Here is a 26311-nt window from a genome sequence, read left to right as displayed (position 1 = left end):
GGCACATGGGCGCCGAGGGCACGCGGGTTTGGTCGGTGGTCTGGCGTCATCAGGCGGGTTAGTTGAGCCAGGTCACCTTGTCGAGGTCGGTGGTGAGCTCGAGGGAGTTCCATTGGTCGAGACTGGCCGTTGGTGGGTACTCGGCCCACATCACGAGTTGGGTCGGGCCCATGGTTCGTTCCACGTGCGGCAGTGTCGGGGGTGGAGCACATGGTTTGTCGGGAGCGTCGACGCTTTGCGCGCACATCACGACCACCGGCGCGCCCTTCGGGGCCTGCTCTCCGATGGGGTGGAACCGTGCGCCCCATGCGTACGGGATGCCGTCCTCGTTGATCGAGGTCGAGTAGTCGTCTGGAGGTTCGTAGCCGGCGGGCAGCCGTACGGGGAGGGGCAGGGGCAAGTTGTGCGCCGAGCCGAGCTGCTCCTCGACGTATTCGCGACTGGCGGGGTCCGGTTCGACCACCAGGTCGCCGGCGGCGAGCCAAAGGAGCGCCCAGCCGGAAACGGCGATCGCCACGGCAAGGACTATCCAGGTGGCGTGAGGTATGCGTTGGCGGCCGTGGTTCATGGCGTGATCATGGCAGGTCACGGGAGGACTCGGGCGCGGAATCGGCAGCTCGGAGGGTTCGCGGGTTTGGCCGGTGGCCTGGCTTGGTCCGACGGCTTAGTGCAGCCAGTGAACCCTGTTGAGGTCGGTGGTGAACGGAACACTTTGCCAGGCAGCTCGGTTGGCCGGGTTTCGGTCGGAGAGCCAGATGACTACCCGAACGTCGTCGACCTGGCGTTCAACGGTGTTACCGCGCTCATGGCCGCAGTTGTCCTGGTCGTCGTTCGGCCACTCCATGCACATCTGGACGCCTTGGATCCGGTCGTTCATGCCGTAGTCCTCGGTGGGGAAGAAGGTCGCCTGCCGGCTGCGAGCTACGCCATCGGGGCCGCTGGAGTACCCCCAGAAGCCGGGCGGCTCGTAGCCGGGCGGCAAGTCGACCGGCACGGCAATCGCCACACCGCTGGCCATGGCGAGCTGCTCCTCGACGTACTCGCGACTGGCGGGGTCCGGTTCGACACTCACCAGGTCGCCAGCGAGCCAAAAGAGCGGCCCACCCAAGCCGATAACGGCGATCGCCACGGCAAGGACTATCCAGGTGGAGTGACGTACGCGTTGGCGACCACGGTTCATGGCGTGATCATGCCAGGCGCCGGCTGCGGCGGGACGATTCGGAGGCGGAAAGGTCAGCTCGGAGGGGTCGCGGGTTTGGCCGGTGGCCTGGCTTGGTCCGGGAGAGTGGGGGCCCGTAGCCTTGTCCGGCTCGGCGGGCAGCTTGCTGCCTGCCCGCAATCACCCGCCGTGGGCCCCCGCTCTTCGGGACCCGGACCAAGCGAGGTGGCTAAAGCCGCGGGCCCGCCCTAGCCACCTGACCGCACACCGGGCAACGGTGCCGACGCTGTAAGGGTCGTCAGTCTTCTGGCGGCCCTACTTTCGCGCCCAGCCGCGACGGCCGACCGGAGCCCTCCAGGCGAGAGGGAAGGCCGGAGCCGTGAAGGCGGGCGCGGCGGCCCGTTCGGGGCCGCCCTTGAAGACGTACAGAAAGTCCTCACCGCCCTTGAAGACGTACAGAAAGTCCTCACCGCCCTTGAACCTCGAGGCTCCGGTAGCTGAGGGCCTCCAGGCTCGGATGAGCGCTAGACGGCGTGATCCAAAATCTCCTGGACCTGTGGAACCTTTCACGGCCCTGATCGCATCTAGAGGATGCGATCACATGGCAGGGGGTATCGGTGGCAGACACTGCGGAGGAGTTCAGCTCCTACGTTGCTGCGCGGCACGGCGCGCTGACCCGGACGGCGTTTCTTCTGACTGGCGACCATCACGCGGCCGAGGATCTGGTGCAGACCGCCCTGGCCCGGACCTATCTGGTGTGGAGACGCATCCACAACCACGAAGCTCTGGACACCTACGTACGGCGTGCCATGGTCAACGAGCACACCGCCTGGTGGCGTCGGGCGTGGCGGCGGCGCGAGACGCTGACAGCTGAGTTACCGGATCGCCCGGCGACCGATCCACGCGGTGACCCCGACAGTTTGGCCGACCGGGACGGTGACCTGTGGCGGCTTCTGCGCTCCCTACCGGCACATCAGCGCGCCGCGATCGTGCTCCGCTACTTCGAGGACCTCAGCGAGGCCGAGACCGCCGAGATCCTGGGCTGTTCGATCGGCACCGTCAAGAGCCGGACCCACCGTGCCCTCGCCGCCCTGCGTTCCGGAATCACCCCACACGCCGAACGGGCCGCCGTACCCGACCCCGAGTCCGTCAGGAGGAACGCCCGATGAACGACCACCAGCACGACCAGGACCTCACGGACGACCTCCGCGCCGGCCTCGCCCGCCTCGCAACCTACGCCAGGACTCACCACGACCCAGCTTCGGACGCTCTGAGGCGTGCTCGCCGTATGCGCTCGCGCCGACGCGCGACCGCTGTCGTCGCCGGTGTGGCCGCCATCGCCGTCGTCCTACCGATCGGCCTGAACCTGGTAGGCCCCCGCGGCGACCACACCCGGGTGGACCCGGCCACGGCGACACCGACACCAGCACCAACGCGGACAGCCACGCCGTCGACCAGCGCCGGGCCGACTGTGGGCGCTTCACCGGCACCCACTCCAGGGCATGTCGTGGAGCAGTACGCCCGCAAGGCCATCACCATCAGCTTCGACGGGTTGCCGCGTGGCGAGCAACCGAAGGTGCCTTGGTACGCGGACGGCAAGATTCACAACGGAACGACCACCACGCCCGCCGAGGTCACCCCCCTCTACACAGCATTCGAGGCCGTGGCCGGCGGTTACCTCATCAGCCGCTACGAGGACGACCAGCCGCACCTACGGCTCATCGGGCTGGACGGCACGGAGAAGCTGTCCACACCATCTCGAAGCATTCCGGTGGTATCTCGAGACCGGCAGCAGATCGCCTGGGCGACCGAGGAAGGCACCATCAACGTCACTGAGGCCCGCACCGGCAAGGTCCTGCATTCGGTCGATCTGGGACAGGCCGTCCCGGTCGGCTTCCTAGACGAACAAGTCGTGCTCACCCCGGGCGGCTACGGGGCCGTCTCTGAATCCGACAAGGCACAGGTATGGGACCCCCGGACCGGACAGCTCACCCTGTGGAAGGACTTCTATGGAACAGATGCCACGGACGGTTCGGGACTTGCTGGCGTTCTGCCCAAGGTCGCACAGGAACGCAAAGATGAAGATCTCTACTGCGCGGCGACCATCGACACCGACGACGGCAACCGCGAACTGTGGCGAGTCTGCCCGACCACCCTCGGCAGCATCATCAACATCAGCGGGTTCTCACCCAGCGGCCGCTACGCCCAAGTGACGATCTCCAACGAAGGCCAGACCGTCCCACACGAAACCATCACCGACGCCCGGACCGGCCGACCCGTGCTCACCATCCAATACACCGACGCGACAATCGCATGGGAAGACGACGAGCACTTCCTCCTCAGCGCCTACGACTCCGACAGACAGAAAGCAGCGATCATCCGCTGCACCCCCACAGGCACCTGCGAACTGGCCACCGAGCCCCGATCCGGGAGGCCCTATGAGCTGCCAAGCGGGCTGTAGGCATAGCGACCACCGTACAAAGGCGATCGCGCCCGAAGCTTGGTGCGCGGCCTGGACCGCCTGACCCAACCGCGGACTGAGGAACTTCGCCGACCGACCCGGACCACGGGGCCGTGGCCGTGGCCGTGGCCGAACTGTTCCGAACTCAGACCGACGTCATCCGACGCTCCCACTCCCGACCGATCTGTCGCCGCTGAGGGGCCACACACGCGAACGATTGTTTCTGTCACGACCTAACGCACCGGTTGGCGAACGATCGCCCTTGCGTCAGCTCTACGATCTCGGCGCCCTGGCGTCGGCCCGGGCAAGATCACAGCTCTGCACCTAGCCGAGCACCGCTGCGCCTGTCTTGGGGCACGCGGAGGGTACAACCGGCCTACGGACGACATACGGAACAGGAACTTGCTGGGGGCGGTTTCGTTTCTCCCCTGGATGTGGCCTGACCTATGTTCATCGGGATGGCGGCCTGGTCGATGATCGTGCCGCGCTCGCAGTGGCAGCTGTTGTCGAGCTGGCAGTATCGCGACCCTAAAGCGAACGAGCCGACGACGCTTCCTACATCGTCCCGCGCGTCATGGGCGTGGCCGGGATCGCCTTCGGCGTATTCGTGTGGCACCTACTCGGGCAGATGTCTTGAAGGAAGCCCGCCGACCTCTATGCCGAGGGACGGGTACCGTGATCACGAGCTACCCGTCTGCGCTCTTAACTCTCTCTGTACCGACGCCCTTGGCGTCGGCTGTACGTTGGCGCCCGTAGGGCTGCACCTGCTCGGCGTGCACCCACATCGGCTGGAGCATTCCGACACCTGAGCCGCGGTCCGCGGGCACGCACAAGCACCACTCTCCGTTGTCGCTCTGCTCCCACCGCTCGACGCAGCCGACGATCCACCGTCCTGATCAACCTAACGGGCATGCACTGGCTCATCGCGGGTGGTGAGAGCGGACCAAACCATCGGCCCCTCGACCCCGACTGGGTGCGCGAACTGCGTGATGCATGCCGCGAGCAGAGTGTGGCGTTTTTCTTCAAGCAGTGGGGCGGGCGTACGCCGAAGAGTAAGGGTCGCGAGCTGGACGGACGCCTCTACGACGAGATGCCTGCGCCTACGCGGGCTTGAGTGTGAGGTGCCACAGGTCGTCCACGCCCTTGGGGTCGGTTGAGGTCATGCCTGCGTTCCGCACCTTGCGGATCGCGGCGCGCAGATGTAGGCCGCGCACCACGTCGAGCAAATCACCGAGGATCTCGTCGGGCCTGTCAATGATGCGAAACCGCTGGGCCCTTCGCGAGCTCGTTGGTCAATCGCTCAGCGATGGTGTTGACCCACTGGGCCTTGAACACCGCCTCTTCTGCCTTCCAAGCTTCCTCCCAGGCGTCATTGTCGCCGAACAGTGTGCCCTCCGCAGCTAGCCCGGCATGGTACTTCCGCCACCGCTCGAGGCCGAGAGATGCTGATTCGCCGAAAGCCACCATGCCATCGATGTGCCGGGTGGCGAATACCAGGTAGTACAGCGGCTTCAGGTCTGCGCGCGGCCGAACATCGATGACCCAAGTCCTGGCACCGCCCGCGCGTTCACGGAGCTTCTCGGCGTACCCGGCGACCACAGCCTCCTCCGCAGCCCCTTGTCGGGCAGCTTGTTGCACCAGACATCACGCCACCACGGTCCTCCGCAGACGGCGTCCATGCGCTTCAGGGATGCCTCCACCGGGTTCGGGCTGGTCAGGATGCCAGCGAACCGAGAAACGGCGACCAGTTGCCAGGCTGTGGGTCGGGCATAGCCGGCATCGCATGCCCTGCCCGGCGGCCGGACCCAAGCGCGGCCGGTATTCGTCGAAGGGTGATCTCGAAAGCCCGTTGGGAGCGATGGGTATCAGCGTCGGCGGCCTAGGCCTTGGTCGGCGATGGCGCCGCAGCGGCCGTTTGCGGACGTCCGGGCAACCTGATGGGCACGGCCATCAGGCCGACTGGCGGCCACCCGCGACCAGAGCCCCGGCGGGATTCGTGGTCTCTTGTCCTGCTTTCGATCTCACATGATCTGCGCAATTCAAACAAAAGCACTACCTGACGAAGCCTCCGGTTTGAGCTGCGGGTTGCGAAGGTTTTCGTCGTTCTTGAAGTTTTCGTGGTTGATCATTTTTGGTCATTTCCGTGATGCGGGAGCCCGGGGCGTGTAGATCTTTTTGGACCTGTCGGCTTCCAGGTGGGGGGCGTGATGGCTGTGTCGGCTCGGTCTGCTCGCAACGTCTGGTTCACATCTAGGCTCCGGTTCCCGTTGGCACGTCGCGTCCTGGTGATGGCGGCGGCGTTGTTGGTGGCGTGGGCGTTGGCGATCCCGCCGGAGGGCGCGGCGGTGGCGTCGGCGGCCCCACCCGATCCGGGGAAGCCGAAACGGGCTGCGGCCGCGTCGACGCCGCCGGCGGGTGGTGAGTATGTGCCGTTGCAGCCGGCGCGGATTGTTGATACCCGCAGCGGCCAGGGCGGCACGAAGGCGCCCCTCGGTGAGGCCGAATCGCGGTCGTTCACCGTCCTGGGTGTGGGTGGGGTGCCGACTTCGGGTGTGTCGGCGGTGGTGTTGTCGGTCACGGCAACCGATGCCAGTGACAATTCGTGGCTGGCGGTGTGGCCTTCGGGTGAGGCGCGGCCGACGGTGTCGCAGTTGTCGATTACCGCGGGGCATATGGAAGCGAACACGGTGATCGCGAAGGTCGGCGCCGGTGGGCAGATCGATGTCTATAACCGTTGGGGCCAGCTGAACGTCGTGTTGGATGTTCAGGGCTATTTCACCGATAACACGGTGACCACCGCGGGTGGCACGTTTGTCGCTGTCTCGCCGCGCCGGATCTACGACACCAACAATTCCGGGCAGACCCCACTGGTCGGCGGGGAAACCCGCGACATCCAGGTGACGGGACTGGGTGGGGTCCCTTCGTCTGGGGTGTCGGCGGTGGCGGTGAACCTCACCGTGGTTGACCCGACCACGAACACCTCACTGCAGGCGTTCCCCGCAGGCACTACCCGGCCGGGGGTGTCGACATTGCAGGCCTCAACGGGTCAGATTGCCTCAGCGTTGGCGCAGGTAAAGGTCGGCACCAGCGGAAAGATCAGCGTCTGGGCCAACTCCGGGCAGATGCGAATCTTCATTGATGTGGAGGGCTACTACCTGGACAACACCCAGGATGGCCGGGATCTGTATGTGCCGATCAGCCCGCGCCGGATCTACACCTCCACCAAGGACCTGGCGGCCAGAGAGGTCCGCGCGATCCAGGTCGCCGGTGCGAAGGACAGCTCCGGGAATGTGGTGGTGCCCGCCTCGGGTGTGACGTCGGTGGCGGTGTCGATCACAGCGGTGCAACCGAAGGCGCGCGGGATCATGACCGCCTGGGCGGCCGGTGAACCGCAGCCGGCAGCACAGGCGGTCTCCTACAACCTGGCGGACAACAACGTGACCGGCACCGCGATCCTCGCGGTGGGGAGCGGCGGGCGGATCAACGTCTATTCCTCGGCCGCGTCGGGGTTGTTGATTGATGTGCAGGGTTATTACCAGGCGATGCCGCCGAAGGCCCCACCCGCGCCGGCGGTGTCGAGTTCCACCCACCCGAAGAATGCGTGGACGGCGACCGCGAACGCGTCGTTCACCTTTTCGTCGACCTCGACCGCGGTGACCAGGTTCGTGTATGCGACCGATGATGAGAGCTTCGCCGAAGCCGAGTCGGTCGCGACTACCAACGGCGCGGCGAAAACGGTGACGGTGACGCCTGGGGGTGGTTGGCACACGCTGTATGTGCGGGCGGTGGACTTCGCGAACAACCTGTCCCCGGTCGCCTCCTACCAGTTCGGGACGACACCGGGGGTGACCAGCCCCGAAGCCGCGGGCCGGACACAGCGGTTTATGCGGCTGGCGGCGCAGGCGGGCAACGGGTTCACCGGCGTGAAGTGGCAGTACCGGCAGGGCGAGTCGGCGGCGTGGCGGGACATCCCCGCCGACCATGTCACCAAGGGTGGGCAGCCGGCGCCGTCGTGGCCGGTGGCGGTGACCACCGGTGCGGGCGCGTCCGCGGATGTTCCGGAGTTGGAGTGGAACATGCCGCGCACCATCTACGGGGTGGAGGGCACCGCCCAGGTGCGGGCTTGTTTCTCCAAGTCCGGCAGCGCCGATGTGTGTACGACGGACACGGTGACCGCGACGATGGACAAGGCCGACGTGGCAGGCTCCACAGAGGATATGGGGCCGGGGTCGGTGTCGTTGTTGTCGGGGAACATGTCGATCTCCGAAACCGACGCGTCAGTGGCTTCCTATGGCTCCGACCTGACCGTGGCGCGCACGTTCAACACGCTGAAACCAGCACAGACCCCGGCCGGGGCGCCGCAAATGCTGGACGCCAACCAGGCGCAGGTCGAAGAAGGCACCACCGGGTTCGTCACCCGAGCCGCCACGGTGGCGGCGACCTGGCCCGCCTACAGCGGGTCGAACTCGTTGAAGATCACCCCGTCGGGTACGTCGGACACCGACATGGACACCCACGCGGCGATCGGTGGGAACACCGGCGCGCTGCGGTTGGGGATGAAACCGGGCCGGACCTACAACTTCACCACGCAGATTTATGTGCCGGCGGTGACCGGGATTGAGACGGCGAGCTATCCGCGGGCGTTGCGGGCGATCCTGTACTACCGGGTCGGCACCGGTTCGTATGTGGAGGTGCGTTCCAACACCCCGAACGCGACCGACACCTGGCAGGAGCTGCGGCTGCGGGCGACGTTGCCGGCGGGGACGACGGAGGCGTTCATCCGCCTCTACAACGGCCGGCCGTCCACGGCGTCGAACAAGCCCGTCTACTACGACAACAACAGCCTGGTCGAGGAAGGCATGTTCGGGCCCGGCTGGACCGGCTCCCTCCCGGTCGATGAGGCGGGCGCGGACTGGACCGGCCTGACCGACCAAGGCGCGTCGGTGGTGGTCACCGATTCCGAGGGTGTGGCGACCACATTCGCGAAGAAGACCGACGGCACCTACACCCCGACCGGGGAGGACGCACCCAGCGGACTGACGTTGACGCCGACCGGCGGCGGTGCCGGGGGTCCGGCGGAGTTCAAGGTCGCCGACCTGGACGCCAACGCCACCGTGTTCACGCCCGCCACCACCTACACCAGCGGAGCGTCGGAGACCGCCCCGCACACCTACCAGGTTGGCAAGGTTGTGCAGCCGGGTTCGAACCAGAACACCACCTACACCTACAACGCCGACGGCCGGATCTCCCAGATGCTCGCCCCGTTGCCGCCCGGAGTGGCCAGCTGCACTACCTGGGTGGCGGGATGTAAGGCGTTGACGTTCACCTACAACCCGGCCGGCCACGTCACGGCGGTGACGTTCCGCACCACCACGGCCACCGGCACGGAGTTGAAGGTCGATGTCGCCTGCTACGCCTACGACGAGGGGTCCGCCGGTGACGGGGTGGGCGGGACCGGTCAGTTGCTGAAGACGTGGGACCCGCGCACCGTATCGGGTGCTGGTGGTGGCACGCAGCCCGTCAAGTGCGATGCGGCGAGTCCGGTGCTGCCCACCACGTACACCTACGACTCCCAAGGACGGGTGACTACCGAGAAGCCGGCTGGGCTGGCCGCCTGGGTCGTCGCGTACGACGTGTACGGGCGGGTCACCAGCGTCAAACGCACCCACAACGCCGGCAACGGTGGCGGCACCGAAACCACCACCGTGGAGTACGACGTGCCCCGCGCAGCCGACGGGGCGAACCCGGAGTGGCGGCCGGACCTGTCCACCGCCGGCAAGGTCGCCAAGTGGGGGCAGAAGGAGGTGCCGGTCACCGCGACCGCCGTGTTCGGGCCCGGCAAGGCAGCGTCACGTACTGATCTGCGTAAGGCGAGCTTGACGTATCTGAACACCGACGGGCGCACCATCAACACCGCCTCCTACGCCGGCACGGGTCCGGGTGCGGGTGGGTGGGCGCTCACCACCGTCGACTACGACAAGTGGGGCAACGTCGTCCGTGAACTGTCCGCGGCGAACCGGGCCGAGGTACTCGCGGCCGAAGGGCTCCCGGACTGGAAGGGTATCGCCGCCCCGGACCCGGGTGCGCGGATGTTGATGGTGTCCACCATCAACATCTACACCAAGGACGGCAAGGACCTCCTCGACACCTTCGGCCCCTACCGCGAGGTCACCCTCCCCGATGGGCGGGTCGTGATGGCCCGGGCGCACACCCACAACGACTACGACACCGGCACCGAACTCGGACACCCCGCCGGCCCCACCCTGCATCTGGTCACCTCCACCTACACCGCCGCCAGCCTCTCCTCCGCCGCGGTCGCCACCGACGAGCAGGACAAACGCACCACCAAGAACGAGTACGCCCTGTCCACCACCGACGCAACAGGGTGGACGTACAGCAAACCCATGAAAGTAACCAGCGACCCGAGCGGGATCGCATCGGTCACGACGACCCGCTACGACGCCGACAGCGGGTTGGTTATCGAGTCGCGGATGCCCTCCGAACCAAACGGAGGCGGACCTGGTACCACCGAAACCGTCTACTACACCGCCGGCGCGAACTCCAAAGACGCCGCCTGTGGGAACAAGCCGGCGTGGGCGAACCTGACCTGCCTCACCCGCCCCGCCAACCTCAACCCCGGCACGGCTGGGTTGCCGCAGCTGGTAGTCGAACGGGTCAAGGAGTACGACTACCTCAACCGCACCACCATCACCGAAGAAACCGTCATCGACGCTGGCGGTACCTCCCGGACACGGACCTCAACCACGACGTATGACAACGGCGGCTACTCGACCCGGGTGAAGACCAGCCAGCTCACCGGCGGGGTGGGTACGGCGGTGCCGGCCACCACCACCTCCTACGACCCCGACACCGGCCTGACTTCTCAGGTGGTCAGCGGCACCGCCCAGCAGACCAGCAGCTACGACGACTTCGGCCGCGTTACCAGCTACACCGACTCCGCCGAAGCATCCGGGGACGCCAAGAACACCGTCACCACCAGCTACGACAGCTCCGGCCGCGTCGCCACCGTGACCGACGCGAAAGGCACCGTCACCAACACCTACAACGAGAACGGCGACAACCGCGACCTCGTCACCTCCATCACCGTCTCCGGTATCACCGGGAAGTTCGCCGGCGCCTATGACCCTGATGGGAGGCTGCTCGAGCAGACCTGGCCCAACGGGCTCATCCAAACCTTCACCTTCGACTCCGCCAGTGAACAGACCAGCCGCCGGCAGATGCTGGAAGCGACCTGGCTGGAAGAGACCATCCGGCCGAACGTGCACGGTCAGTGGCGCACCCAGGTCTCCACAGGTGCGAACGTGAACCGGGAACAGACCTACACCTACGACAACCTCGGCCGCCTCACCTGGACGAGGGACAACGGGTCCGGCCGGTGTCTGCACCGCAACTACCGGTTCGACGCGAACTCCAACCGCACCCTCCGCAACGTCTACGGCCCCGCCTCCGACGGCACCTGCCAGGCGATCGCGGTCGAGTCCGCCACCAGCTACACCTACGACACCGCGGACCGGCTCAAGCCCGAAGGCACCCACACCGGGACGGTCTACGACGCCTACGGCAGGGTTACCACCCTGCCCGCGGCGGACACCACCTCGGGCAGCGGGAACGTCACGATCGGCTACTACACCAACGACCTGGTGCGGTCCATGGCTCAGGACGGGGCCACCCTCACCTACACCCTCGACGCCGCCGGCCGGCTGGGGGCGTTCAGCAACTCCAAAACCGGGGTCACCAAGACCAACCACTACAACGACGCCTCCTCCGATAGCCCGGATTGGATCAGTGAGACCAGCGACCACGCTCAGTGGACCCGTAACATCACCGACCTGGCCGGCACGCTGGCCGCGACAGTTAATCAGGCTGGGAAACTCGTCTGGCAGACCGTCAATCTGCACGGCGACGTCACAGCCACCGCCGACAACACCACCGGAGGCCCACCCGCCGCGGCCGACAGCTACGCGACCGACGAATTCGGTGTCCCCATCGGCACCAACACCCCCGGCCGCTACGGCTGGCTCGGCGGCAAACAACGCAGCAGCGAAACCCTCGGCGGCCTGGTCCTCATGGGCGTCCGCCTCTACAACGCCCAACTCGGACGCTTCCTCCAAACAGACCCCGTACCCGGCGGCTCAGCCAACGCCTACGAATACTGCAACGCCGACCCCATCAACTGCTACGACCTCGACGGCAAAATCAGCTGGAAGCGGGCCTGGAGGAAGTTCAGAGGAGGCGGCTGGCGCAAGGTCGCAGCCGGGGCCGCATTTGGGATCTGTGTCGTGGCGTCCGCCGGGGCTTGCCTGGGAGCCGGTGCGATTCTATCCGTTGGGTACTTCATCGGCGACTCGATAGAGGATAAGTCGATAAAGAGCCGGCGGGCCTGGCGAACGCTGGCAGGTAACCTGGCGTGGACAGCCCTGGGAGGCGCCTACGGGCGCACCATGGGCGGATCCTGGGGGCGCAGCGCGATCCACCGGATCAAATGGAAGGCCCGGGTCGGGCGACACAGCAGCAAAGCGAAACACTCACTTGGCCGCGTGAGAAGGTACAGCAAGGTCAACTGGCGCTGGACAGGCAGGGACATGGGGTACAACGCGGTCGGCAGCTACGCCATCGGAGGATGGTCCAATTGGAGGTAACCCGCACCCCAAGCGACGCCGCGACCCGGACCTACCGCCGGACCGGAACCATGATCTTCGGGATCATCCTATGGGCGTATGCCATCGCCTTCTCGGTTGGGTGGATGGTCAAAGGGCCTGTTGCGGATGCCTTCCTTGAAAGGCTAGGCCTTGCCGTCGTCGTCATACCTGCGCTGTGGTTTGCCTGGCGCGTCACTGGCCATTCGTCGGTGCGCGTGGGCGACGACGGCGTCACTATCCGGAATCCGGTGTTCACGTACCGGATCCCGTGGCCGGCGTTGGCGTCCGCACGCATGGACGACGGCCACCTGGTGATTGCTGCGACAGATCGGTCGGTGAAAGTGTCCGCGTACTCGCCATCCATGATGGCGGAGTGGCGAGGCAGGTCACGCGAGGAGGAGCTGATTGACTCCCTACGCGCGGAGATCAGAAGGCGCAACGAGTACCAACCACTCGCCCACTCACGGCGACGCATCGAGCTAGGCCTTCCATGGATCGGAGCCGTGGCCGCGGTTTGGGTGGCGGTTAGCTACGTGGCCTCGGTTCTCGTTCAGCGGTAGACGCACCGGCAATCACCCGCACGGCATAGCTACAACCCCGAGGACGTGACCCCGGTTCGCGGTCTTCAAGACACGACGTACGAGGAAGCAAGCGTCTTGGCACAGGTTGGGGTCCACGTTCCTATCTCATCCGAGGGCGGCGGCGACGAGTTGGGATGGGTCGCGTTCGAGCCGCATGGCGGCGCGGATGTAGCGGTCGGTGGTGCGCCGGTCGGCGTGGGCCATGGCTTCTTGCAGCTCGTCTGAGGTGGCGCCGCGCTGTTTGGCGATGGTGGCGAAGGTGTGGCGGAGCGAGTGCGGGGAGACCCGGTCGGCGTTGGGGATGCCCGCGGCGTGGGCGAGGCGGCGGACGAGGCGTGCGACGTCTACCCGGTCGACCGGCCGGCGCGTCGAGGTGACGAACAGCGGTCCCTCGAGGACGGCGTCCTCGCCCTCGGTTTCGGCGCGTTCGGCGAGGTAGGCGTCCAGTCCAGCCGCCACCGCCGCCGGGAGCAGCCGGTCGATCGTCTTGCGCCCTTTGCCTCGTACCCGGATGACGCGGTGTCCGCCTTGGTGGCCAAGTGCGGTGACCGGCAGCGCGACGACTTCGGAGACGCGGATGCCGAGTTCGACCATGAGCCGGGTCATGGCGGCGTTACGCAGTCGCGCCGAGCCTGGCGCGGTGTCGGCGGCCTCGACCAGGCGGCGGGCGTCGGTCTCGCTCAGCCAGGTGGTGGCGGAATGGTTCCGGTCGACGCTTGGCCGGTCCGCACCCGCGAACGGGTTGGCCGAGACCGCCTCGTGCTTTACCAGGTACGCATACCAAGACGAAACCGCCGCCATCCGGCGCGCGGCGCTGGCATCACTGAGCCCGCCCTGGTGCTCGTCGACGAGCCAGGCTCCCCACAGCTCGGCGTCTCGCACCCGTGCGGTGAGCGGGTCCAGCTGTGGGCCGGGGTGCGGGACGACGTCACGGTCGACGTGGTGCATCGTGCACCAGGTGAGCCAGGAGCGCAGGTCTCGCCAGTACGCCGCGCGGGTGTGATCGGAGCGTTTGGTGGCCAGCCACGCCCCGGTCAGCTCCGTGAGGACCGCGTCCGCCTCGGCTGTGATCGGCGCCGGCGGCGCCGCCTGGTGCATGTCGACGACGTCAACAGAGGTCGTCTCGGGGGTCGTGGCGGGCATACGCCAAAGCTACCCACATAAGTGGGATTATGAGGGTACGAAACCGCCGACGGCCGGCACGCCATCCCGAAGGTTCAGGACGACGTCCAGGTCTAGGTCGCCGTCCCATCCGAGGGCGGACGAGTCTGCTCGGCGAGCCCCTCGGCGACCATCCGGTCCAGCACGGCCCGCGCGGTGCAGACGAACGGAACCCGACGCTAAGGGGTGAGCCGATCCCCTTGGGCGCTGGTGCGCGCGGGGTGAGGTGGGGGGGAGACCATGAGCGAATGATCTTGAGTGCGAAGAGGGTGGCCTCGCCGCTCCCGACAGACGCTGCGCGAGTGGGTCGACCCCTTCAGGAGGCGAGAAGTCCAGGCCCGTCAGCCGGTCATGCTCGCGCCTACGTTCTTCAGACGACGGAAGTTTCTCCACACGTCCATTCCTGGTCGGCGACTACGTTGGCCTCATGGAAGGGGACCGCTGGTGGGAGCAGTTGATCGTCGAATCTCGTCGGCTGCTTCGCGATGGTCTGCCAGATGACGTGCCGAGGGCGCTCGACGATCAACACCTGTTCATCCCTCTTGGTGTAGATATCGATGGCGATGTCGGGGTCACGTTGTTCCTGACACCAGCTTGGTGGGGTACCTCCAGCGGCCAGCCCGCCATCAAGCTCTCTCGATTCCAGCGGCTGGGCGATGAATGGTTCTATCGCAGTGGTGGCGGCAGCGGGCAGGTCCACGATTATCCGCTCACCGATCGGCGCGCCGCAGCCCAGCAGGACGGGCACTACCTGCGCGGCCACACCTATATCCACCCGACGAGCCGTCCCCGCTGGCTCCACTGGCATGTGCCAGTTCACTACGCCGAGCTTCAGGCGGCGGCTGAAGTCGAGGCACTCCAGGTCGGTACCCGCCTGGTCAAGGTGCCGTTCCACGGTCACGTGGTAGCGGTCCTGGCCACCCGCCGTAGGCCAGAAGCGACCGCCCTAGCCGCGGACGGTACTCGCCTGGAAACGGTAGATCTGGATCCCCCCATTCGTTCGATCCGCTGGCCTTGGCATCGCTCTCGGCCTCGAGTTGCGGACGGGAGGGACGTCTGAACAGCCCCGATCGGGAGACGTTGGCGCGTTGGTTGCGCCTCGGCCTCCCGACTGGATGGAGGCTTCAGATTCCTAGCAGGTCCAACGCATGGCCAACGGCGATTGCGCGGCCGCATGGTAATAGCCAGAGGCCCAGTATCCGTCGGTAACGATGCGGTACCGCTCATCACCGGTGCTACGGCAGAGATAATCCGTCGTTTCTTCGATGGTGCTCTGTCCCGTGTATCCGCTGTCGGAGGGGGTGTTAACGTTCTGCCAAAGATCCAGCCCCAGATAACGCTGAACGCGCACTGTGATCCGCTGGGGTGGCCACCCGCTTCCACTGCAGACCTGTCTCCCGTATCCGTGAACGATGCTGCTCAATTGAAGCTCGGGATTTGATGCATATGGAATGCATGGATTGGCGGCGGTTGGCTTGATCGTTCCAGAGATCGGGATGTCGTCTGTGAAAGCTGGGACCAGCTCGTACTTGGCCTGCTTAGTCGAAGCAGGGGTTGGTTCTTCAGGTTCAGCGGCCGTCGCACTGGTGGAGAGGCCGAGTGCGATCAACGGAGCAAGCGCGGTCATCGCTAGCCCTCGCATAAGGACGCCTCTGTAGGTCATATGTTCCCTTTCCCGATCGAGATCGATTGATTTGTGCCTAGGTCGGCTCCAAAAGTGAGAAACGGACATATCTGATCAGTCGCCCCATCAGCTCGTGCGTGCCACAGCAGCTGTTCAGGGAGGTAACAGAGTGGTCGACATTCACCTGCGTCCGGTACCACAGAATTGCTAGTAATTCTCCTGGTCCGCGAGTACGGTCCGTCCCACGGGTAGGAGAAGGCATTCGCGGGGGAGGGGACCGGTGTCGGGGGATCGCCGTAACATGCTTGGCTCATGTCTGACCGTGAGCGAAGTTAAAGTTGTTGAACTTGCGGCCGCTGGGCGGACGAACGATCAGATCGGACGTGAGCTTTCACTCAGCTCTCATACCGTGGCCGCCTACCTGGCGGAGGCGATGAGGCGTGTAGGAGCTCGCAATCGCGCTGAGCTCGTCGCAAGGTGCTACGTCAGCGGTGTCCTCGACGTCGGCCAATGGCCTCCGTGCGCGGTCGCTGCAAGGGGAAAAGGAGGTGCCACGGGCGGCCCGATAGTCAACCTCGCGTCAAGCCAGTAGGCGCCCGCCGGGACGGCATTGACGGGGCCCACCTGGGCAGCCCAACTAGGCGTCGAACTCCGGCCCGGGTAGGTGGCGCTTCGCCTCGGCCCACACGATGAACTCGGCCTCGACCTGGACGCCGGTGGTGAGCCGGTGCTCGGCCTGACGGGTGGGCTCGACCTCGGCAGGGTTCTCGTGTTGGTTCCAAGACAGTCCGCACCACACGCACCGTCCATCGTCATGGACGACGGGCGTGCCGTCCTCACACGCCGTCTCCCGGCCCAGGCTCTCGGCCTGCGTCATTTGCAGTTGCGCGTATCCCCGGTTGATGGCGACGTGACGGGCGCGGGCAGCACGGCCCGCGTGACGCAGACTGGCTCGGTCAGCGACGACTGAAGCTACGACGGCGGTAACTACTTGCAGTCTCCCGCTCCGTCCAGTACCTGGTGAGTACGCCAAGCCCGTCGCCGCCTGAACCCTCACACAGAGGAAGGGACCCGACCGTGCACGACGAGATCAAGCATCTGCTGGCCCTGCTCCGAATGCTGCCCGACCCGTCCGACGAGGAAGCATGGAACTCTCTCTGGCGTCAGATCGGCAAGGCGGTAGGCGACATCGGGATCGACCACTGGAGGGACGTCTTCGCCGAGCAGTTGAAGCAGGTTCGGAATACGTCGCCCGGCAGCCCCAAATGGGCGACGCACGCCAGCTATCTGGGGGCGCTTCCATTGATGTGTCTCGCCGTTGAAGGCGAGGCCAAGGAGAAGCTGTGGCGCCTCTTCGACTTCGTGGGGCCGTACAAGAAGGCCACCGACGGTGCGGTGGGCCGCCGCTGGCTCGAAGACCTCCTAGCCACCGCCTGGCGAATCGAGGTTGCCTCGATCGACGAGCACACCCCGGAGTACCTCGCTAAGGACGACCAAACGAGGCGCGAGCTGCTCCTGGCCAGGGAGCATGCTGACTAAATCTCCGCCTCCACGCTGCGGTTCGGGACCGATACCAGGGGAGCTGCACCATGAGTGACGCTGACAATCACAGCCACGACGCACAGGACGCCGCCATCGACCTCGCCGATGCGGTCGGGTCGTTCGACTCCGCTTTGCTCGCACGCACCAGCGCGGCACAGCGAGTTCAGCAGCTCTATGCCCGCCAGGTCTTGTACGACTTTGCCGACGCGATGTGGGACGACATCAAGGCCCGCGGCCTGGACAAGATTCAGGAGCAGTACGCCGGTATCCGCGGCCTGGCCGCCGAGCTTGTCACCGCTGCCGAGGTTGCCATTCACAAGGCTCGCGAGGACCCGGATGCCGTCTTAAACTACAACCCCGACCAGGCCCGGCACGCCGAGAAAGAACGGAAAGCCGCGTTCCAAAAGTGGCTCGGCGGTGCGACCCGCGAGCAAATCCGCCAGGCACTGGAGACCGCGAACCCGAACGACATCCTTGACCTCGCCGAGGCCAAGGCGCTTCGAACCCGCTGAACGTCCTGCTCGTCGACGAGCACGGGCGGATCCGACTCATGGCATGGGCTCGGTGACCTTCGCCGGCGCTTCCCCGGATCCCTCGTTGTGGGGTACGTGACGGGCGCATCCGGCGTGGCCTCGCCGTGCCAGGCCCACCACTATGCCGTTACCAGCTCCACCTGCATCGCCGGTCATCCACAGGCGGCCGTCACACCTAAATGGATAGCCACTTTGGCAGACTGCATCTATGCCCAGACAACCGCGCAGCCAACAACGAACCGGTGACGGTCACGGGCAGGCCGCCCGTTCCTTCCGGCCCGACCCAGACGAGTACGCGGCCGCCCAAGCCGTACTCTCCAGCCGGGGCGAGCACATGAACACCTACCTACGCGCCTGCCTGCGCTGGCTTCAGCACGACCCCAACGCCGTTCTCGACACCCTTGCCCCACACTGGCCCGGACCTCGCAGTACCGGACGCCCCCGCCGCGCCGCCGGAAAGTCATGACAGGCGCGACTAAATCAGGTCAGGATGGTGGGGTTGTTCGCCATGGCCCCGTGTGTAGGCGGGACCATGGCCTAACGTCGCGGGCTACTCCTGGCCGCCATCGCGTGGTGCTGGCTTGGTCTCAACCGTAGGGCGCCCGCTTCTCGTCTCTGTGCTGATAAGCGCGGGGTCGAGGAAGGTGTTGATGAACGCGTCACCAGTTGGTGGTGCGGGCTCATTCGGTGTTGTGGATTCGGGTGTCGTCTCCTGGCTCATGGCGACCCAGTGTGCAGGATAGCGGCGACCGAGGTGGCGAGACCCACCGTCAGGCTCGCCAGGCTGACCCACCAAAAGGCGACCTTGCGGCGGTTCTTCCGCGCATTCTTCTCATAGGTTTTCACACGACTGGCGATCAGTTTGGCCGTCACCTTGCGCTTCGTGGCATCTATGAGACCGGGCGCCAAGAGGCCGCTGGGGTTGACAGGATCCGAGAAACGCGCGAGCGCGTACGTAGCTACAGCGGCAGCAAAGGCAACGGCATAGGCGCCGAACGCAATTCGGGCGAGGACAGGCGAAGGGTCGGGTCGCGAGGCGAGGTATTGCGCCGCCGTGGCCGCAACGCCCGCGAGGAGTGCCGCCTTGTTGTCGACCTTAGAACTTGCGTCAGATTGGCGGGCAAGGCGCGCCGAAAGCTCGTCGTTGACCAGCGCAAGTGTCTCGGGGTCGTACCTGTCCGATGGGTCTGTCGCCGGCGGTGAACCATTCGAGGAAGAGCGTGGACTGCGAAACTTGCCTGCGAGCCAGTCCACTTGCCGCCGCAGGCTCGCTCTCGTCCGTCGCCCGTTCTTCGAGTGGACCACGGCATCCCGGGACACATCTGTCACAGGGCAAACTCCTCAGGTAGCTGCGTACGGCCTGGTCGAAGATGACGAGGCCGAACGCTGTGGCCTGGAAGGGTCGCCAACTTGGTGAGGCCAACCACGGCGTAGGCCGTGGCGGCGAGCGTGGCCATTATGGCGACCTCCGACCTTGTGCGGAGTGATCCGAGTGCGTTTGCGCGGTGTCGTCTGAGTGGGGCGGTCTCGTTCGCGTGTCGTGGTGTGCTCTGGGTGGAGCTCCACGTCGCCCCGTGTGGTGGTCATCGTGGGGTAAACGCTCACTGAGCATCCTCGGTTACACGGGCCTCCACTCGGTGTGTCAACCAAGTGCCTCTCCCGGGCGTTTCACACGCGACCTGGTTAGCAGCGCCGTCGGTGCCGAGTCGCGAGCTGGGCCTAGGCGCGGGGTGTGGGCGCTATCGAGGGGAGACCTCACATGCATGTTCGTCGGAGCCGTCAGGGTGTGCTCATCGGCTCGCTCCTGACCGCGGCAGTCGCCGTGCGTGCCATTCGGCTGCAGCGGCAGCAGGCGCGGGAGCAGAACCGGGCTACAGCGCCAAGCGGTTGTCGTCGTACTCCTGCCGCTGTAGCGCGTTTGACGTTGGGGTGTTGGCGCACATCGCGCGGCCGCGCTTCACGGCTTCGTCGGCTGTATCGGTCCATTCCCCGGCGGGCAGCCCGATCATGGCGCGCAGGCCCGCACCGTTGCCGGCGAGGATCCGGCGATCCAGGTGCCTGGTTTCAACGCCTTTGAGGATGGTCTCGACAAGGTCGTCGACCCTGGCTGCGGGGACACGCTCGAGGAGGCCCGCGCCGATCCCGGCGTAGAGGACGTCGGCGATCCGTTCCCGGGTGACCATGCGCGGGCTGGCGTAGTGGCGTGACCGGTAGATGCGGTCCTGAACGTCAGCCAAGGTGTCAGCCACTGTGACGGCGAGGATTGTCCTGCCCGTCGACCCGTTCGCCGTGGCGTACCCGGTCCGGCCCGGTGAGCATCGGCGCAAGGAGCTTGTCGTCCAGAGGTGCCCGCCAGGTGCCGTCGCCGGCGTAGATGCCTCCCCGACCGGTCTCGGCGACATGAGTCATGATCGCAGCGACGGCGTCGTCCAAGTCGTGACGTCGCGCGCCGACGGGGATCTCGTAGCCTCCGACGTCGCGTCGGTAGCGCCGCTGACCTCCCACATCGGCGCTCGAACAGGTACCAGCCGAGCCGGGATCCCGGCTCGGGGAACTCCTCGGTGCTCCGCGCAAGCATCGGCTCGAACGGCAGCCGAACGTGCACACAACCAGCCTCCGCCGGTCATGGCTAGCGTGCGCATCCGACCGGGTTGTCGGTACGCATTGATCAATAGGGCGCTGTGCCGACACGTGCACGTTCCTCAGTTCGTAGTGGCGGGTCAGCCGCCGATGGCAATTTCTCCGGTCGCTTGCCTCTCACAGAGCTTGCAGGTACCAGTCGGGGTGTCGAGCGCTAGGCGTCACGCGGTCTCCGCAGCAGGTGAGTGATCTCGTCCATCCTCGGGAACATGGCGTCCATGAGCGCGCCGATGTTCAGGATCCCGTAGGCGATGGACTTCTCGTACTCGCCGGCTTCAGCGAATCGCATAGCCTTGTCGAAGTAGGGCTCAGCTTCCGGCGGATAGTCGTTCCTACCCTCTCGCAGGTTGATCGCCCTGACTTCCCAGTGCAGCGCGCTAAGCGTCGCTTGGAAGCTGGCCATCATGTGAAGGGTCGCGGCGGTCGTGTCGCCACGGTCCAGAGCCTCCATAGCGGCCCTCATGTGTTCGTCGGTGGCCTGCCCGACCCAGCCGACCCCCTCGCCTGAATCCATCTGTGGATGTCCTTCCCAGCGTGGTCGATATTCCCAATGGAGGTATTTCTCGGGCTCGGCCAGGAAGTCGTCTAGGTCGACGAACCCGTACTGCTCAAGGGGGCTGAACAGCTTCGCGACCGCCGGCTGTCGCTGCGCCCACTCGACGACCACCCGCAAGTCGTCGTCAGCGAAGATGTCGAGGCCGTCACCCAGGTCGGCCCACGTGCCCACCCAGATCGGAGTGCTCTGGTCGAGGTCGATGTAGATGATCCCGGTGCCGGGGTCCGGCTTCCGGTTCGTCGGGGGCGTCACCTCGAAAGGAGCGTCGCTCTCTCCGATGAAGCGGACCCAGTGCCGGGCGGCTGACTGTCGGCGAGCCCACTCGAACACGCCGGCCTGGTGGTGGACGGGACAATTCAGCATTGCGTCCGGGTCCCCCTCCCAGTGCGCGTCCCAACTCGGTGGCCCTCCCTCCTCGGAACACTCGACCATCCAAATGGTTCCGGTGCCTTCCCCAGGCGGCGGAACTGGTCGGGGGGGTGGGGTTCGGGTTGGGCAGCGGGTGGTGCGGGCCTAGCCCCATCTCGCGCCGATATCTCTGCGGGTCCGCGTGGGCCTCTGCGGCGAATCCGCGCAGCTCGGCCGCCCTGAGGGCAAGCGCGCTGTACTCGACCATGGGTTGTCCTCTCGAAACACAGCACCCCCGGATCAGGGGGTGGCCCTGGATCCGGGGGTGCTGGTCAGCGTAAGCCGCGACGTTAGCTGGCGGGTTCCGCCACGCTCCACCGCGACCGATACGAGCGGCCGGTGGCGAGCCTCGGTGCGGGTCGGTACCCCGCCGGACTTCCAGGGCGACGAGCGGGACGTGATCTTCTTATCCCTGGTGATCGCGGAGAAGCGGCCGGCGATCACGAGGCTGGAGTTCCAGCGTCGGTTCAACGTCGCGGCGTCCAGGGCGAAGGACCAGATGTGGCTGTTCCACTCGGTCAGTCCCGACCTCATGTCGCCGACCGACCTGCGCAAGTCGCTGTTCGAGTACGCGGTACACGATGCCGTTGCGGGGAATTCCGTAGTGACCGAGCGAATTTCAGATGCCTTGAAGAAATGCAAGATTCGCGGGGCTGAGCCGTCATCTATCCTTTTCGCGATAGAGAAGTCTGGCGCGAAGCAATTAATCTCCACACCGCCGGCCGGCTCGGCTGGAAGATCGACACCCGCGCGTCCGGTGGGTACGTCGTCGCGCCGCCGCCGGTGCTGGGGAGTCGGGACGGCTACCCCCAGCGAACCCGTCTGCATCCAATGCCGAACCCCCCTCAGCTACGACGACGGCACCCACACCCACCCCACCTGCGCCACCGCATGACGACGACGAAAGCCGCACAACGTCGGAGGACACCGATGCGCCGAGGACAGCCACGCCGCGAACAGGGTCGAACTGATGGAGGGACCAGCCACATGCCGAACAGCTCCGCGAAGCGCGACCCGCTCCTGACGCTCGCCGTAGTCCTCGAGGAGCTGGGAGTCTCTCGCAGCACCTTCGACCTCTGGAGGGAACTCGGGTCCGCACCGGAGTGCATCAAGCTCCCCAACGGTCAGATCCGCATCCGGCGGAGTGCCCTGGGCAGTTGGCTGTCCGCCCAGGTCGAGAATCGGAGGGCGAGCTAAGTGGCGCTTTCGCACGAGATCCAGATCTGGGCGATCCGCACCAGGAAGGATCGGAAGAAGCCTTACGGTGTCCGGTGGGTTGTCGGGGGAGTGCCGCACTCCCGGTACTACCTGAGCCGAGCCCCTGGCTGACAGCAAGCGTTCTGAACTGATGCAAGCAGTCCGACGCGGTGAGCGCTTTGACCAGGAGACTGGTCTGCCAGAGTCGGTGCTACGTGAGCAGAACTCGATCCGCTGGGTCGAGCTCGCATGCCAGTTCGTCGACCTGAAGTGGCCGAACGCCGCCGCAAAGACACGTACCGCGACTGCCGACGCGCTCGCAACCGTCACTCCCGCTCACGTCGAGACCACGCACGGAATGCCAAGCGCGGGCACGATGCGTGATGCCTTGTATGGATGGCTCTTCCACTCCGACCGGCGCGCCAAGGAGAAGCCGTCGGAGGAGATCGCCGCCGCCGTCGACTGGCTTCGACAGCATTCGTTGAAGGTCGCAGCGCTGGATGACCCACAGAGACGGTCGGAGCTGATCCGCAGGGCGCTGGACACCATCGCGCTCAGGATGGATGGCAAGCCCGCCGCGGCGACCGTGGTTGCTCGCAAGCGAGCGGTCTTCTACGGCGTTCTGAAGTACGCAGTGGAGCTAGACATCCTGCCCGCGAACCCGATCGACAAGGTGAGCTGGTCCGCACCGAAGATCGCCGAACACGTCGATCGCCGAACACGTCGATCGCCGAACACGTCGATCGCCGAGTCCTCGCGAGTCCGGACCAGGTGCGCTCACTGCTGGAGGCGGTCAAGCGGGAGAACCCGAGGCTGGTGGCGTTCTTCGGATGTCTGTACTACGCCTACCTTCGACCGGGTGAGGCTGTCGCTCTCGCCGAAGCCTCCGCCCAGCTGCCGAAGTCCGGATGGGGTCTTCTCGTCCTGAGCGAATCTGCCCCGCGGGTGGGATCCTCCTGGAGCGACGACGGCACATCCCACGACAAGCGCGAGCTAAAGCACCGAGCCAAACACGCCGTCAGGGAGGTCCCGATCCCAGCCGAACTGGTCAAGCTGCTCCGAGGGCACCTGGAGGAGTTCGGCACGGGCGCCTCTTCCGTGGCACGGCGGGGCGTTACCTGGCCGAAAGCGTCTACGGCCCCATCTGGCAGAAAGCCCGAGAGCGCGCCCTGACCGCTGCGCAAGTGCGCTCTAAGCTTGTAAAGCGGCCATACGACCTCCGTCATGCTGGGGTATCCCTCGCTCTGAACGCTGGCGTACCCGCCACCGAAGTGGCCCGCCGGGCCGGCCACAGCGTGGAGGTCCTCCTCCGGGTCTACGCAGGCTGCCTTGATGGCCAGGAGGCCCTGTGGAACCAACGTATCGAGGTGGCGTTAGGTGAGGCGCAGAGTCTGGGGAAGGATGCCGCCTAGGGCTTCGCGCGCCGTCATGGCTCCGACTTCCCCGGCGCAATCCAAGCTGCGCCATGAACTCATGAAGGGCCATGGCGCCGATGACGCGACGCGGCGACCGGACGCCGGCCATGGTGGTCCGCATGCGCGCCGCGCACCCGGCGAGACCGTCGCGCAAGCGCGCCAAGGAGAAGCCATCGGAGCAGATCGCCGCCGCCGTCGACTGACCGTACTCAAGGGTGCCCGCAAGACCGCCATCCACGACGCCATCACCCGACGGGAGGCCGCCGCCTAACCCCAGCCGAATCCGTCAAGATCCGCGATACCGTCGCAAGTCTTGCAGAGCCTTACTAGCATGTAATGGACAGCGACCAATCCAGCGCGTCAGCATAAGCGCTTGGTCCGTCGAGCCAGAGTCAAGGGGGGTCAACCAGTGTCGATCTGGCGAGGCAGACGCGAAACGCTCGTCGGCCAGCTCCGGCTCACCGGCGCCATCCAACTCAACCCACCATATCGAGTTGGTGTCGATGCCAGGTGAACTCCAACAGCTAGCAGGGCCCCCTTCCAAGCGAGATCGTGGGATAGCCATACGTCGACCGACAGCATTAGAAATGCCTTGCTTGAGCATAGAGGCGTCGTGTTCGGTTGCGAGGCCCGTGAGGAAGCCGCCGGAAAAATTGACCCTGAAATTCTCGTAGAAACGTCACGGAGGCTGTGGCTCATTACCCTGTGCGAACAACAAGAGCGCCTGGTTATCGCCAAGGAGCACATGGGTGAATTGATGAAATTCATGCACGTGAGTAAGGGGTCCGACGATGTCTGACCAAGCCGTTCGCCTTTTGCGAGATGCTCTAAACTACTCCGATCCAGACCAGACTGTTCGGCATATTAAGTCTCAGGTCTCGAAACACTTGCTACTGGCGGATCCAAAGACGAATGTTCGGCACACTGAATATTTCAACCACAGCTTTGCCCCAGACATGGTTCTATCGTGGCCCGCCGAGCATCGAGAGCGTCTCGTCTTCATTAGATCGAACGCCGATCCGCGCTGGATGCTGGAGGATCTCAGATGGTTGACGCCAAATCGGCCAATCATCATGACACTCGAACCCTCCACAGATCCGGAGGACAGCGAGGTGCGCGACCGTCTGGCGTCTGCCGTCCGAGAAGGCGACACGCTAGTGACCGATCTGGATGGCATGGACGAACTCAGTCGTAGCCGCGAGCCAGTCGTTGAAATCCTTGCGCACGCTGTTCTTCGCGGTGGTCGAGGATTGCTTACCGAGTCGTCAGCACAGGCAATGTCCGACGTAGCGGTCCGTGGCTTCGAGCGAGCACAGAACCTCGATGTGCCTGCGACCTCCAACGCCGTGGCGGCCTTCAGCGAGGCCTTGGAGTCTACACAGTCGGGACGTATGACTCGGGTTTTGCAGGCCGTATGGGAGGGTCACGGTGGTAGCGCTGCGACCTTCCCAGGTGAGCAGGGATTGGGCGGTCCACTAACGGCCGAGGACCTCATGTTGCTACTAGACGTGGTGGAGAGTGACGACGTCAACTTTTGGCGTCGGATTGGTCGCAACATTTCGATCGATCAGCTTTCGGGCCTAGTTCTCGATGATCCGTCTGAGAACCTCCAACGCCTCGTCAGAAGTAACCTTGATCGCCTGTCAGGTCGTGCCGTCAGAGTACTTATGGAGCAGGATCAGCTCGGCGAGCCGTCGGGGGTGCCGAGGTGGAGGATCGATCGGAGCTGTCTTACCCTTCGGGGCTGGGGCTGGAGCGCTTACTTTTCGAATTCGCGTGATCGACTACCAGCTGCAGACGAATTCATTCCGCCAACCGTTCGCCAGCTTCAAATGAGAGCCCAACGGGATGGATTGACCGTAACGAACATGCAGGTAAGAAGACCTGACCTAACGATCACATACGAGTCGACGACGGATGAAAGCGTCCTCGATAGCATTGACTCGAACGAACTAGTCCAACGTTCAGACGTTCTTGCGACTCGGGCGACGGTAAGCGCCCGACTTGGGCGCGGCTTGATATGTGATTTCGAGACCTGTACCGCAGGCGGGCACACAAACGCGTCCTATGATTTAAGCGAGCTTGGTCGATTCGCTATACCGTTGCTTCTGGAGCTTCGCGAAGATCAACGAGATGCCCTGCGTGAGATATTGGCGCCTCTGGTCGAGGAAGCCCACCAGCAAGCCCTCGACTTCGGCGACTGAGCGCGTGACACAACTGCGCGCCGCTCAACCATGCCGGTCGGCGTCCATCGATGCAGCCGGGCGTTGAGGGCTGCGGATGATCTCCCCGGGCCCGCCAAGTGGGACTACGGAGGGGGTCGCATCGTGAACGGACGAAGTGACGATCCTGGGCCAGTACCCCTCGAGGAGGG

At 65.4% G+C, this 26311-nt stretch carries 26 protein-coding genes; 14 read left to right on the top strand and 12 right to left on the bottom strand.

The window, feature by feature from the left end:
• Positions 1 to 58: 58 nt before the first annotated feature.
• The gene (locus tag B141_RS0127045) at positions 59 to 568 is read right to left on the bottom strand and encodes a hypothetical protein (protein ID WP_084678549.1); all 510 of its coding nucleotides are present in this window, start codon (positions 566 to 568) and stop codon (positions 59 to 61) included.
• A gap of 96 nt (positions 569 to 664) precedes the next feature.
• A complete protein-coding gene (locus tag B141_RS0127040) occupies positions 665 to 1180 on the bottom strand; it encodes a hypothetical protein (RefSeq protein ID WP_157181320.1) in 516 nt (171 codons plus the stop codon).
• Between the two features lie 596 nt (positions 1181 to 1776).
• Here B141_RS0127040 and B141_RS0127035 point away from each other — a divergent pair.
• The 3 genes from B141_RS0127035 (at position 1777) to B141_RS52595 (ending at position 4734) form a co-directional block, all read left to right on the top strand.
• Entirely contained in the window at positions 1777 to 2328 is a 552-nt protein-coding gene (locus B141_RS0127035; RefSeq protein WP_020578319.1) for a SigE family RNA polymerase sigma factor, read from the top strand.
• Positions 2325 to 3620, top strand: a complete 1296-nt coding sequence (locus B141_RS0127030; protein ID WP_020578318.1) for a hypothetical protein — start codon at positions 2325 to 2327, stop codon at positions 3618 to 3620. Before B141_RS0127035 ends, B141_RS0127030 begins: the two co-directional genes overlap by 4 nt.
• Positions 3621 to 4332: 712 nt before the next feature.
• On the top strand, positions 4333 to 4734 hold the full coding sequence (locus B141_RS52595) for a DUF5131 family protein (RefSeq protein ID WP_337587615.1): 402 nt from the start codon (positions 4333 to 4335) through the stop codon (positions 4732 to 4734).
• Here the strand turns inward: B141_RS52595 and B141_RS52360 are convergent.
• Entirely contained in the window at positions 4721 to 4846 is a 126-nt protein-coding gene (locus B141_RS52360; protein WP_020578315.1) for a hypothetical protein, read from the bottom strand. The two genes, B141_RS52595 and B141_RS52360, sit on opposite strands and share 14 nt — an antisense overlap.
• Before the next feature lie 25 nt (positions 4847 to 4871).
• The gene (locus tag B141_RS0127015) at positions 4872 to 5219 is read right to left on the bottom strand and encodes a hypothetical protein (RefSeq protein WP_020578314.1); all 348 of its coding nucleotides are present in this window, start codon (positions 5217 to 5219) and stop codon (positions 4872 to 4874) included.
• 668 nt (positions 5220 to 5887) lie between these two features.
• On the opposite strand from B141_RS0127015, the gene B141_RS0127010 reads away from it, so the two are divergent.
• Both B141_RS0127010 and B141_RS0127005 read left to right on the top strand, forming a co-directional pair.
• Positions 5888 to 12280 (top strand): RHS repeat domain-containing protein, encoded by a 6393-nt coding sequence (locus B141_RS0127010; protein WP_157181319.1) that lies wholly within the window; start codon positions 5888 to 5890, stop codon positions 12278 to 12280.
• Positions 12271 to 12840, top strand: coding sequence for a PH domain-containing protein (locus B141_RS0127005; RefSeq protein ID WP_020578312.1), 570 nt, complete (start codon positions 12271 to 12273; stop codon positions 12838 to 12840). Before B141_RS0127010 ends, B141_RS0127005 begins: the two co-directional genes overlap by 10 nt.
• 126 nt (positions 12841 to 12966) lie before the next feature.
• Here B141_RS0127005 and B141_RS0127000 read toward each other — a convergent pair whose 3' ends face one another.
• The 3 genes from B141_RS0127000 to B141_RS49715 form a co-directional block, all read right to left on the bottom strand.
• The gene (locus B141_RS0127000; RefSeq protein ID WP_020578311.1) at positions 12967 to 14004 is read right to left on the bottom strand and encodes a tyrosine-type recombinase/integrase; all 1038 of its coding nucleotides are present in this window, start codon (positions 14002 to 14004) and stop codon (positions 12967 to 12969) included.
• 388 nt (positions 14005 to 14392) lie between these two features.
• Positions 14393 to 14923: a hypothetical protein gene (locus B141_RS0126995; RefSeq protein ID WP_020578310.1), complete on the bottom strand. Its 531-nt coding sequence runs from the start codon at positions 14921 to 14923 to the stop codon at positions 14393 to 14395.
• A gap of 231 nt (positions 14924 to 15154) precedes the next feature.
• Positions 15155 to 15649 carry a hypothetical protein gene (locus B141_RS49715; RefSeq protein ID WP_157181318.1) on the bottom strand — a complete coding sequence of 165 codons (495 nt, stop codon included), beginning with the start codon at positions 15647 to 15649 and terminating at the stop codon, positions 15155 to 15157.
• 298 nt (positions 15650 to 15947) lie between these two features.
• Here B141_RS49715 and B141_RS52965 point away from each other — a divergent pair, with 298 nt between their 5' ends.
• The gene (locus B141_RS52965) at positions 15948 to 16238 is read left to right on the top strand and encodes a response regulator transcription factor (RefSeq protein ID WP_084678547.1); all 291 of its coding nucleotides are present in this window, start codon (positions 15948 to 15950) and stop codon (positions 16236 to 16238) included.
• A gap of 45 nt (positions 16239 to 16283) precedes the next feature.
• On the opposite strand, the gene B141_RS0126990 is transcribed toward B141_RS52965, so the two are convergent.
• Positions 16284 to 16523, bottom strand: coding sequence for a hypothetical protein (locus tag B141_RS0126990; RefSeq protein ID WP_020578309.1), 240 nt, complete (start codon positions 16521 to 16523; stop codon positions 16284 to 16286).
• A gap of 200 nt (positions 16524 to 16723) precedes the next feature.
• Here B141_RS0126990 and B141_RS0126985 point away from each other — a divergent pair, with 200 nt between their 5' ends.
• From B141_RS0126985 to B141_RS48765, 3 genes are all read left to right on the top strand, one after another.
• Positions 16724 to 17185 carry a hypothetical protein gene (locus B141_RS0126985; RefSeq protein WP_020578308.1) on the top strand — a complete coding sequence of 154 codons (462 nt, stop codon included), beginning with the start codon at positions 16724 to 16726 and terminating at the stop codon, positions 17183 to 17185.
• Positions 17186 to 17235: 50 nt separating this feature from the next.
• Positions 17236 to 17700, top strand: a complete 465-nt coding sequence (locus tag B141_RS0126980) for a hypothetical protein (protein WP_020578307.1) — start codon at positions 17236 to 17238, stop codon at positions 17698 to 17700.
• Positions 17701 to 17929: 229 nt separating this feature from the next.
• Entirely contained in the window at positions 17930 to 18187 is a 258-nt protein-coding gene (locus B141_RS48765) for a hypothetical protein (RefSeq protein ID WP_085944485.1), read from the top strand.
• 251 nt (positions 18188 to 18438) lie between these two features.
• On the opposite strand, the gene B141_RS42985 is transcribed toward B141_RS48765, so the two are convergent.
• From B141_RS42985 to B141_RS0126960, 4 genes are all read right to left on the bottom strand, one after another.
• Positions 18439 to 19050, bottom strand: a complete 612-nt coding sequence (locus tag B141_RS42985; protein WP_157181316.1) for a hypothetical protein — start codon at positions 19048 to 19050, stop codon at positions 18439 to 18441.
• 542 nt (positions 19051 to 19592) lie between these two features.
• Entirely contained in the window at positions 19593 to 19970 is a 378-nt protein-coding gene (locus B141_RS0126970) for a hypothetical protein (protein ID WP_020578305.1), read from the bottom strand.
• The gene (locus B141_RS49710; RefSeq protein WP_157181315.1) at positions 19963 to 20130 is read right to left on the bottom strand and encodes a hypothetical protein; all 168 of its coding nucleotides are present in this window, start codon (positions 20128 to 20130) and stop codon (positions 19963 to 19965) included. Before B141_RS49710 ends, B141_RS0126970 begins: the two co-directional genes overlap by 8 nt.
• 385 nt (positions 20131 to 20515) lie before the next feature.
• A complete protein-coding gene (locus B141_RS0126960; RefSeq protein WP_157181314.1) occupies positions 20516 to 21169 on the bottom strand; it encodes a hypothetical protein in 654 nt (217 codons plus the stop codon).
• 403 nt (positions 21170 to 21572) lie between these two features.
• Here B141_RS0126960 and B141_RS0126955 point away from each other — a divergent pair, with 403 nt between their 5' ends.
• The 5 genes from B141_RS0126955 (at position 21573) to B141_RS49705 (ending at position 26141) form a co-directional block, all read left to right on the top strand.
• Positions 21573 to 22220 (top strand): AAA domain-containing protein, encoded by a 648-nt coding sequence (locus tag B141_RS0126955; protein WP_202805936.1) that lies wholly within the window; start codon positions 21573 to 21575, stop codon positions 22218 to 22220.
• 92 nt (positions 22221 to 22312) lie between these two features.
• Positions 22313 to 22522, top strand: coding sequence for a helix-turn-helix transcriptional regulator (locus B141_RS0126950; protein ID WP_020578301.1), 210 nt, complete (start codon positions 22313 to 22315; stop codon positions 22520 to 22522).
• Between the two features lie 151 nt (positions 22523 to 22673).
• Entirely contained in the window at positions 22674 to 23450 is a 777-nt protein-coding gene (locus B141_RS50890) for a hypothetical protein (RefSeq protein ID WP_202805935.1), read from the top strand.
• Positions 23451 to 24014: 564 nt separating this feature from the next.
• Positions 24015 to 24140 carry a hypothetical protein gene (locus B141_RS52355; RefSeq protein ID WP_272944111.1) on the top strand — a complete coding sequence of 42 codons (126 nt, stop codon included), beginning with the start codon at positions 24015 to 24017 and terminating at the stop codon, positions 24138 to 24140.
• Positions 24141 to 24728: 588 nt separating this feature from the next.
• A complete protein-coding gene (locus B141_RS49705; protein WP_157181313.1) occupies positions 24729 to 26141 on the top strand; it encodes a hypothetical protein in 1413 nt (470 codons plus the stop codon).
• The last annotated feature ends 170 nt before the right edge of the window (positions 26142 to 26311 follow it).

The organism is Actinopolymorpha alba DSM 45243, from assembly GCF_000373925.1.
In the GTDB taxonomy this organism is placed as follows: Bacteria; Actinomycetota; Actinomycetes; order Propionibacteriales; family Actinopolymorphaceae; genus Actinopolymorpha; species Actinopolymorpha alba.
The sequence above is the reverse complement of the archived record's forward strand: the minus strand, read 5'-3'. Positions and strand labels throughout refer to the sequence as shown.